This window comes from Marinomonas pollencensis, assembly GCF_003387375.1.
In the GTDB taxonomy this organism is placed as follows: domain Bacteria; phylum Pseudomonadota; class Gammaproteobacteria; order Pseudomonadales; family Marinomonadaceae; genus Marinomonas; species Marinomonas pollencensis.
The window spans coordinates 72,103-80,760 of sequence record NZ_QUNG01000014.1 but is presented as its reverse complement, the minus strand read 5'-3'; the positions used below and the strand labels follow the sequence as shown (position 1 = coordinate 80,760).

Sequence of the window (8,658 nt, the reverse complement as noted above, 5' to 3'; positions counted from 1 at the left end):
ACGCCCTTGCGATTCGGATTCTCTTCCCCTCAGTCGGGGTAAGACAGGTTTCTTTCAACCTGACGGGTTTGCCAGCTTCGCTGGGCAAACAAAAAAGCAGGCCTAAGCCTGCTTCTCTTGAAAACATCACAACACCAATTAACTATCTAATTAGCCTTCTGCTGGTTCTTCTACTTCTTTGCTTTCACCCGCTACTGGTTTCTTTGGCAACAGATCTTCGCGGATTTTTGTTTCGATTTCTTTCGCCATCTCTGGATTATCAGCCAAGAATTGAGCGGCGTTAGCCTTACCTTGGCCAATTTTATTACCCGCATAGGCATACCAAGCACCGGCTTTATCCACAAAGCCTTGTTTAACGCCCAGATCAATAATCTCACCCATGCGATAAATACCAGCACCGTAGTGAATTTGGAACTCTGCTTGTTTAAATGGTGGCGCTATTTTGTTCTTAACCACTTTCACACGGGTCTCATTACCAATGACTTCATCACCCTGCTTCACCGATCCGATACGGCGAATATCCAAACGTACCGAAGAGTAAAACTTCAGAGCGTTACCACCGGTAGTCGTTTCTGGTGAGCCGAACATAACACCAATTTTCATACGAATTTGGTTAATGAAGATAACAAGGCAGTTAGCGTGTTTAATGGAGCCTGTTAGTTTACGCATCGCTTGAGATAACAAACGCGCCTGCACACCAACGGATGAATCACCCATCTCGCCTTCGATTTCAGATTTCGGCACCAAGGCAGCAACAGAATCGACAATCACAACGTCCACACTATTAGAGCGAACCAACATGTCACAAATCTCTAGCGCTTGCTCACCGGTATCTGGTTGAGACACCAACAATTCAGCAATATTAACACCTAGCTTTTCAGCATAAGCTGGGTCCAAAGCATGCTCAGCATCAATAAAGGCACATGTTTTGCCTTGCTTTTGAGCTTCTGCGATAACACTTAATGTTAGCGTTGTTTTACCGGAAGATTCTGGACCGTAAATTTCACAAATACGACCGAATGGTAAACCACCCGCACCTAGCGCAATATCCAAACCTAAAGAACCGGTAGATACGGTATCGATATCTAGCTTTGCACCTTCACCCATCTTCATGATGGCGCCTTTACCAAACTGACGCTCAATTTGAGATAGTGCGGCGTCCAGTGCTTTTTTCTTGTTGTCTGCGGTAGATGACATAGTAAACCCTTGTGACTGTTTTCGTTGGCAGTAACTTTATCGTGTTTTTTCTACAAGCTCAAGAAATACTGTATATAAAAACAGTATTATTTTTCACCATCTTTAATCCGCTCTGCAACCCCTTCTAAAGCGGCAATAACCGTCGCCTCTCTGATGGCCTGGCGGTCACCGGAAAACTGAAAACGCACAGCTTCGGCCGCGTTATTACCAATCTTCCAGGCAATATAAACACAGCCTACTGGCTTTTCTTGTGAGCCACCGGTGGGTCCTGCCACTCCACTTACCGCTACCGCCACGTCTCCACCTAGAGACAAAGCACCAGCACACATTTGCTTTACGGTGGCGGCAGAGACCGCCCCTTCACTTTGTAGCGTGTCATGAGACACTGACAAAGCATTTTCCTTCGCTTCATTAGCATAACTAATCACTCCGCCAAAGAACCAAGCCGAGCTGCCCGACAATTCAGTACAAACAGCACCGATTAAACCACCAGTGCATGACTCTGCCGTGACCAACTGCCAGCCTCTTTGCTGCAACTCATCGGCAGCCTGCCTAGCGGCATTCGTCATTTCTTGCTTTTGATTCATGTTATTTCACACCTTAAATACTGCTTCAATTTCCCGTAGAATAGCGCCCTTATTTTTGGATCACAATCGAGCAGACCGCATGAGTAAAACGTCACCAGACAATCACACGCCCATGATGCGCCAATACTTTAGTTTAAAGTCTCAGCACCCCAAACAATTACTTTTTTATCGCATGGGTGATTTTTACGAACTTTTCTATGACGATGCAAAACGTGCAGCGCAATTGCTCGATATTACCTTAACAGCACGAGGCCATTCTGGGGGTCAACCTATCCCAATGGCTGGCATTCCCTTCCATGCGGCAGAAAACTATATTGCTCGCCTTGTTCGCCTTGGCGAATCTGTAGTGGTCGTTGAACAGGTTGGCGACCCAGCCACAAGCAAAGGTCCTGTTGAGCGCCAAGTCGCACGTATCGTAACACCAGGCACCATTAGCGATGAGGCTTATTTAGAAGAAAAGCGTGAAAATCTCCTGCTGTCGATCGCCCATCAAAACAGGAAAGGTTTAGACATTTTTGGCTTTTCTTATTTAGATATGGCCAGTGGCCGCTTTTGTGTATTTGAAGTCGATGGCTTCGATGCCCTTAGCAGCGAACTACAGCGTTTGACACCAAGAGAAATCCTAATCTCTGAGGATTTCCCAGCGCGTCAAACTATCCTGTTAGAAAAAGGGGTGTCTGAACTTGGCCCATGGCACTTTGATTATGAGTCCAGCTATCGCCAACTCATCCAACAGTTTAATACCAAAGACTTATCTGGTTTTGGTTGTGAAGCGCTTACTGCTGCAGTAGCCTCCGCTGGCGCGCTACTGCAATACGCCAAAGACACACAGCGCTCGGCACTGCCTCACATTCAATCTATTACGGTTGAACATAAAGATGACTCCGTCCTAATTGATGGCGCCACTCGTCGCAACCTAGAAATCGACATTAACCTTGCCGGCGGTTCCAGCAACACACTGATTAGTGTATTGGATGAATGTGCAACCCCCATGGGCAGCCGTCTATTAAAACGCTGGTTACATACCCCAATACGCGACCTAGCTGAAATAGAGGCCCGCCAGCAAGTCGTGGAAGAAATGAAAGCGCAACGCTTATATGAGCAGCTTGAAAGCCCACTGAAAAAGATCGGTGACCTTGAGCGCATTTTATCTCGGGTAGCACTACGCTCCGCACGACCTCGTGATTTAGTGAGATTAAAACAAGCTTTAGAAGCCACTCCCGAAATCAATCAGCTGCTTGCTACAACACAATCTCAACGCCTATCACAACTAAATAGTCGTATTGTTGCACAGCCTGAATTGACCACCACCTTAAACAAGGCATTAGTAGAAAACCCGCCTTCGGTAGTGCGAGATGGCGGCGTATTCGCCAAAGGCTATGACCGAGAATTGGATGAATTGCTATCACTTTCAACCAACGCCACTGATTACTTAGCCGAAATGGAACGCAGTGAAAAAGAGCGTACTGGTATCAGCTCTTTAAAAGTTGGGTTCAATCGCGTCCATGGTTACTACATTGAGATTAGCCGACTGCACTCAGATCAGGCACCGGTGGAATACATTCGTCGCCAGACCCTTAAAAATGCTGAGCGCTTCATTACTCCCGAGCTAAAAACATTTGAAGACAAAGCGTTAAGCGCAAAATCTAAAGCACTAGCACGCGAGAAAGAACTCTACGAAGCCTTGCTAGATCAATTAAATAATGCACTTAGTGAGCTGCAAACAAGCAGCCAAGCTTTAGCACAACTCGATGTCTTAACCACCTTTAGTGAACGTGCCGAAGCATTAAATCTAGTTTGCCCAGAACTACATAACCGTGGTGGCATTCAAATTCAAGGGGGACGCCACCCTGTCGTTGAATCCGTCATTTCAGAGCCTTTTGTGCCAAACGATTTAGACATGCACGAGAATCGCTCACTGCTAATGATTACTGGCCCTAACATGGGCGGTAAATCGACTTATATGCGACAAATCGCACTGATTGCTTTATTAGCTCATACCGGTGCTTTTGTGCCTGCTGAAAGCGCATCTATTTCTGTGGTAGACCGTATTTTCACTCGTATGGGATCATCAGATGACCTTGCTGGCGGGCGCTCTACCTTCATGGTAGAAATGACAGAAACAGCCAATATCCTTAATAACGCAAGCCAACAAAGCCTCGTTCTTATGGACGAAGTTGGCCGCGGCACCAGTACCTTTGATGGTTTATCATTAGCATGGGCAGCCGTCGACTATCTTGCTAACCAGCTTAAATGTTACGTGTTATTCGCTACCCACTACTTTGAACTTACAACCCTTGCGGAGCAACTCGACAATGCGGCGAACGTACATTTAACCGCCACAGAATATGAAGATGAAATTGTCTTTTTGCATAAAGTACATGCCGGGCCTGCTAGCCAATCTTATGGTTTACAGGTTGCCCAACTCGCTGGGGTGCCAAGAAATGTCATTAGTCATGCCAAGCAAAAACTGGTACAGCTAGAAGTCAGCACCGGAGTCGAAGTTGAGACAGAAACAGTGCAGACAGAACCCAAAGTAAAGATCGCTGGCAGCGATACTCCACAGCAGCCAGATCTGTTTGCTCAAGCGGATCAAGATGCACTGAAAAACGCACTCAGTGAACTTGATATAGATAACATGACGCCTCAACAAGCGATTAATGAACTTTACCGCTTAAAAACCGAATTTTAAGCGTCATACGAATAAGCTAAGATCAGATAAATGTAGAGGATAGGTGATTGTCGCTTGATGCTATAGCACCTATGCCTCTAAAATAGCACGCAATTATATTTACTAGCTTGTAAGGAGAAGTCGAATGGCTTTCATCGTTACCGACAACTGCATTCGCTGCAAATACACAGACTGTGTAGAAGTTTGTCCTGTTGACTGTTTCTACGAAGGGCCTAACTTCTTGGCCATCAACCCAGATGAGTGCATTGATTGTGCACTGTGTGAACCTGAATGCCCTGCTAATGCAATCTTCTCAGAAGATGAATTACCAGCAGATCAAGAAGTATTTGTGGAACTAAACCAAGACCTCGCTCTGATCTGGCCAAATATCACAGAGAAAAAAGACGCGATGGCCGATGCGGCCACTTGGGACGGCGTTGAAGACAAACTAGAATATTTAGAACGTTAACCACGGCGTTTTGCACCATACTAAAAAGAGCGGCTTTTATGGCCGCTTTTTTGTACCTGAAATAAAATAAGCAGACACAAAAAAGGGCGACCTAAGTCGCCCCATTATCGCTTCACATCCTGTTAAGCGACTCATCCAATGAGTTAACATCCATGCTCGCTTCTTCCAGAAGCTATCAACCATTCCCTGTTAATCCGGCACAGTCCATTGAGCCTTATTAAATCCGTTTTGCCCATCCGTAGCAGAGACTTTCCTAGTCTATTCCATTTATCCACTGAGCATCCTGCTTAGTGCACTTCCTATGCCACTCATCCATGAATTCCCTTTGGATAAGGTAAATGTAACAGAAAATAAGCAAATAACAAGCAAGAAAAAACCCAAAAAAGAACGAGAACCAGAAATAATAACCTTTAAAATCAATATCTTATATTAAAAGCGCACAATTCTTTCTTTTTTACTACATAACACAGGGAAAAGGACTACATAAATGTCAGATTTTTCCTACAAAATAAACTTAAACACTGGCAATAAAACTGTCCGTCCACTGAATTGCATCTAGATACGTTTCATAAAGTTCGGCCTGCTCCGAACCTTCTGCGATACCATTGCTGCGATATTCTTCTATCAGATTCAAAGTTTGGCCAACACGACCCGAACGATGGATAATCGCATTAATAAATTCATTAGGAAGCGGCAACTCACTCAGCACCTTCTCTAATTGCATACCAACACAAACATCAATCATCGATAACATGCCTGCTAGAAAATACTTATCTTCATTTCCATAGGCTCTATGCTTGGCAATTAACTCTGCGTGTTTCGCTCGTAGCATGATGCTTTGCAGCAATACATGGCGATCTCCTGTCATTTCTGACATCAATAGCAAGTTGACCAATGACTTTAGTTTCTCCATGCCAATTAATGTAATCGCCAAACGCAAAGAATCGACAGAAGCCATTAAACCGGTCACAGGGGAATTTAGAAAACGTAATAACTTATGCACTAACCCCGCATCTTGGCCTATTAAACGCTCCAGTTCCGCTACTTCTAATTCTGAAGTATTTAACATTACCGCCATTAAGCGTAACAATGTCATGCTGTTCACTTTAGAGGATTTGCTGACAACCAACTCTGGCTTTTCAAAAAAATAGCCTTGAAAGTAATTCACATCCAATAAACGACAAAACTGAAATTCCTCCCACGTTTCTACTTTTTCAGCAATGATCTCCACATCAAAACCGCGTAATGCATCTACTTGTCGATGGAACTCATCTTTGCCCAACGCCATAATATCTAATTTGATGTAGTCGGCCAGCTCCACAAAAGGAACAAGTTTGGTATCAAAAACAAAATCATCCAACGCTATTGAATAACCCGCTTTAACCCAACGACGTAAAGCGGCAAGTAAAACGGCATCGAACACCGCATTCTCCAATACTTCGACCACTACCATTTCAGGATCAATCGGCACACCACTTGGGCTAAGTAGATAAGCGCGGGGAAAGTTAATAAAGGCTTTTTTATCACCCACCAGATTTAACATACCCAGCTCCAGTAAGCTGGCCGCGACGACTTGGGCGGTTGCAGCAACGTCATCTGCGATCTCAGCCGATAGCGCAGCACTGTTTTTACGATAGAGTAATTCATACCCCATCGGCGCTAAATGAGTGTTTACAATCGGCTGGCGAGCCAATACCACCTGGTGATGTGCTCTCGCTAAAGAGGTTTCCATGTCTTTCACTTCTCTCCATTGAAAAATAACTTTCTCAATCTCTACCCAGTTCACTGAAAATTGCCATTGGGCAGAGACAATAAACTTGGTAACATGAGTGCCTATATAAAGCAAAAAAATCTGTGGGGAAAGCAATGCCAGCATATCGCTCAAAAACAACGACTTCAGGCCGCAACATGGCCGGCGCGCGCGCTTTATGGCGCGCAACTGGTATGAAAGATGACGACTTTCATAAACCAATCATTGCCGTTGCAAACTCTTTTACTCAGTTTGTTCCTGGCCACGTACATCTTAAAGACCTTGGCCAGTTAGTATGCCGAGAAATCGAAGAAGCAGGCGGTGTCGCAAAAGAATTTAACACCATTGCGGTAGACGATGGCATTGCAATGGGCCATGACGGCATGCTGTATAGCCTACCTTCGCGCGACTTGATTGCTGACTCAGTAGAATACATGGTTAATGCTCACTGTGCTGACGCCCTAGTGTGTATTTCCAACTGTGACAAAATCACACCAGGGATGCTGATGGCGGCAATGCGCTTAAATATTCCCGTTATTTTTGTTTCTGGCGGCCCAATGGAAGCCGGCAAAACCAAACTATCCGAAAACAAATTGGATTTGGTTGATGCCATGGTTATTGCTGCCGATCCAACCGCTTCAGATGAAAAAGTTGAAGAATACGAGCGCTCTGCTTGCCCAACTTGTGGTTCTTGTTCTGGTATGTTTACCGCTAACTCCATGAACTGCCTAACCGAAGCGCTTGGCTTAAGTTTGCCAGGCAACGGTACTACGCTAGCGACTCACTCTGATCGTCATCGCCTATTCCTTGAAGCTGGCCGTCGTATTGTGGATATCACAAAACGCTTCTACGACAACGATGAGCCACAATGGGCACCACGCGCCATTGCTACTTTTGAAGCCTTTGAAAATGCCATGACCCTTGATATTGCCATGGGCGGATCAACCAACACCATTCTTCATTTGTTGGCTCTGGCTCGCGAGGCGGGTGTCGACTTTACAATGAAGGACATAGACCGTCTGTCGCGTCGTGTTCCTCAGCTTTGTAAAGTGGCACCGAACTCACCAAAATATCATGTCGAAGATGTACACCGTGCCGGTGGTATTTTTGCCCTACTAGGTGAACTTGACCGCGCGGGCTTGTTGCATAATCAGTGTCACACCGTTCACGCTGATACCATGCTAGAAGCGCTACAAAATTGGGATATCATGCGCTCGCCTTCACCAGAAGTAATAGAGTTCTACAAAGCTGGCCCAGCAGGCATCCCAACACAAACGGCTTTCAGTCAGTCGACCCGCTGGCCTTCATTGGACGGCGATCGTGCTGAGGGCTGTATCCGTTCTATCGAAAACGCCTTCTCGCTAGAAGGTGGCTTGGCTGTGCTATACGGCAACATCGCACTCGACGGTTGTGTGGTAAAAAGTGCCGGTGTTGATGAGTCTTGCCTAGTGTTTGAAGGTCCAGCTCACATCACAGAGTCACAGGATGAAGCCGTTAAGAACATCCTTGATGACAAAGTAAAATCCGGCGAAGTGGTTATCGTACGTTATGAAGGGCCAAAAGGCGGTCCGGGTATGCAAGAAATGCTTTACCCTACGTCTTATATCAAGTCTAAAGGCTTGGGCAAAGCCTGTGCACTATTAACCGACGGTCGTTTCTCTGGCGGTACTTCAGGACTGTCTATTGGACACGTTTCACCAGAAGCTGCAGCGGGCGGTGCCATCGGTCTAGTCGAGAGTGGCGATATTATTCGCATCGACATCCCAAACCGTACCATCAACGTATTATTGAGCGACGAAGAGCTGCAAAAGCGCCGTGATACAATGAATGCCAAAGGTGCGGATGCTTGGAAGCCTGTTGAAGACCGCCCTCGCAAAGTCTCTGCTTCGTTAAAAGTTTACGCGCATTTTGCTACCAGTGCCGACAAAGGTGCAGTACGCGACCTTGATCTGCTTAAATAATTAACTGAAGAAACCCAAAAGGC

Annotated in this window: 6 protein-coding genes; 3 read left to right on the top strand and 3 right to left on the bottom strand. The window is 45.7% G+C overall.

Annotated features, from left to right (window positions below; all coding sequences use genetic code 11):
- Window positions 1-150 precede the first annotated feature (150 nt).
- Together recA and DFP81_RS15770 are read right to left on the bottom strand one after the other, a co-directional pair.
- Complete coding sequence (gene recA / locus DFP81_RS15775) at window positions 151-1,197, bottom strand: recombinase RecA (protein WP_115898854.1); 1,047 nt, start codon at window positions 1,195-1,197, stop codon at window positions 151-153.
- An 86-nt stretch (window positions 1,198-1,283) separates the two neighbouring features.
- Window positions 1,284-1,784, bottom strand: coding sequence for a CinA family protein (locus DFP81_RS15770; protein ID WP_115898853.1), 501 nt, complete (start codon window positions 1,782-1,784; stop codon window positions 1,284-1,286).
- A gap of 79 nt (window positions 1,785-1,863) precedes the next feature.
- On the opposite strand from DFP81_RS15770, the gene mutS reads away from it, so the two are divergent.
- On the top strand, window positions 1,864-4,476 hold the full coding sequence (mutS, locus tag DFP81_RS15765; protein WP_115898852.1) for a DNA mismatch repair protein MutS: 2,613 nt from the start codon (window positions 1,864-1,866) through the stop codon (window positions 4,474-4,476).
- Window positions 4,477-4,600: 124 nt separating this feature from the next.
- Window positions 4,601-4,924, top strand: coding sequence for a ferredoxin FdxA (gene fdxA, locus DFP81_RS15760; protein ID WP_115898851.1), 324 nt, complete (start codon window positions 4,601-4,603; stop codon window positions 4,922-4,924).
- Between the two features lie 514 nt (window positions 4,925-5,438).
- On the opposite strand, the gene DFP81_RS15755 is transcribed toward fdxA, so the two are convergent.
- Window positions 5,439-6,800: an EAL and HDOD domain-containing protein gene (locus tag DFP81_RS15755; protein ID WP_245959191.1), complete on the bottom strand. Its 1,362-nt coding sequence runs from the start codon at window positions 6,798-6,800 to the stop codon at window positions 5,439-5,441.
- Here DFP81_RS15755 and ilvD point away from each other — a divergent pair.
- The gene (gene ilvD, locus DFP81_RS15750; RefSeq protein ID WP_115898850.1) at window positions 6,791-8,635 is read left to right on the top strand and encodes a dihydroxy-acid dehydratase; all 1,845 of its coding nucleotides are present in this window, start codon (window positions 6,791-6,793) and stop codon (window positions 8,633-8,635) included. The two genes, DFP81_RS15755 and ilvD, sit on opposite strands and share 10 nt — an antisense overlap.
- Window positions 8,636-8,658 lie beyond the last annotated feature (23 nt).

Coding starts and splice junctions, on each gene's coding strand:
- recA (WP_115898854.1), bottom strand. CDS start 1,197: ATGTCATCTACCGCAGACAACAAGAAAAAAGCACTGGACGCCGCACTA.
- DFP81_RS15770 (WP_115898853.1), bottom strand. CDS start 1,784: ATGAATCAAAAGCAAGAAATGACGAATGCCGCTAGGCAGGCTGCCGAT.
- mutS (WP_115898852.1), top strand. CDS start 1,864: ATGAGTAAAACGTCACCAGACAATCACACGCCCATGATGCGCCAATAC.
- fdxA (WP_115898851.1), top strand. CDS start 4,601: ATGGCTTTCATCGTTACCGACAACTGCATTCGCTGCAAATACACAGAC.
- ilvD (WP_115898850.1), top strand. CDS start 6,791: ATGCCAGCATATCGCTCAAAAACAACGACTTCAGGCCGCAACATGGCC.
- DFP81_RS15755 (WP_245959191.1), bottom strand. CDS start 6,800: ATGCTGGCATTGCTTTCCCCACAGATTTTTTTGCTTTATATAGGCACT.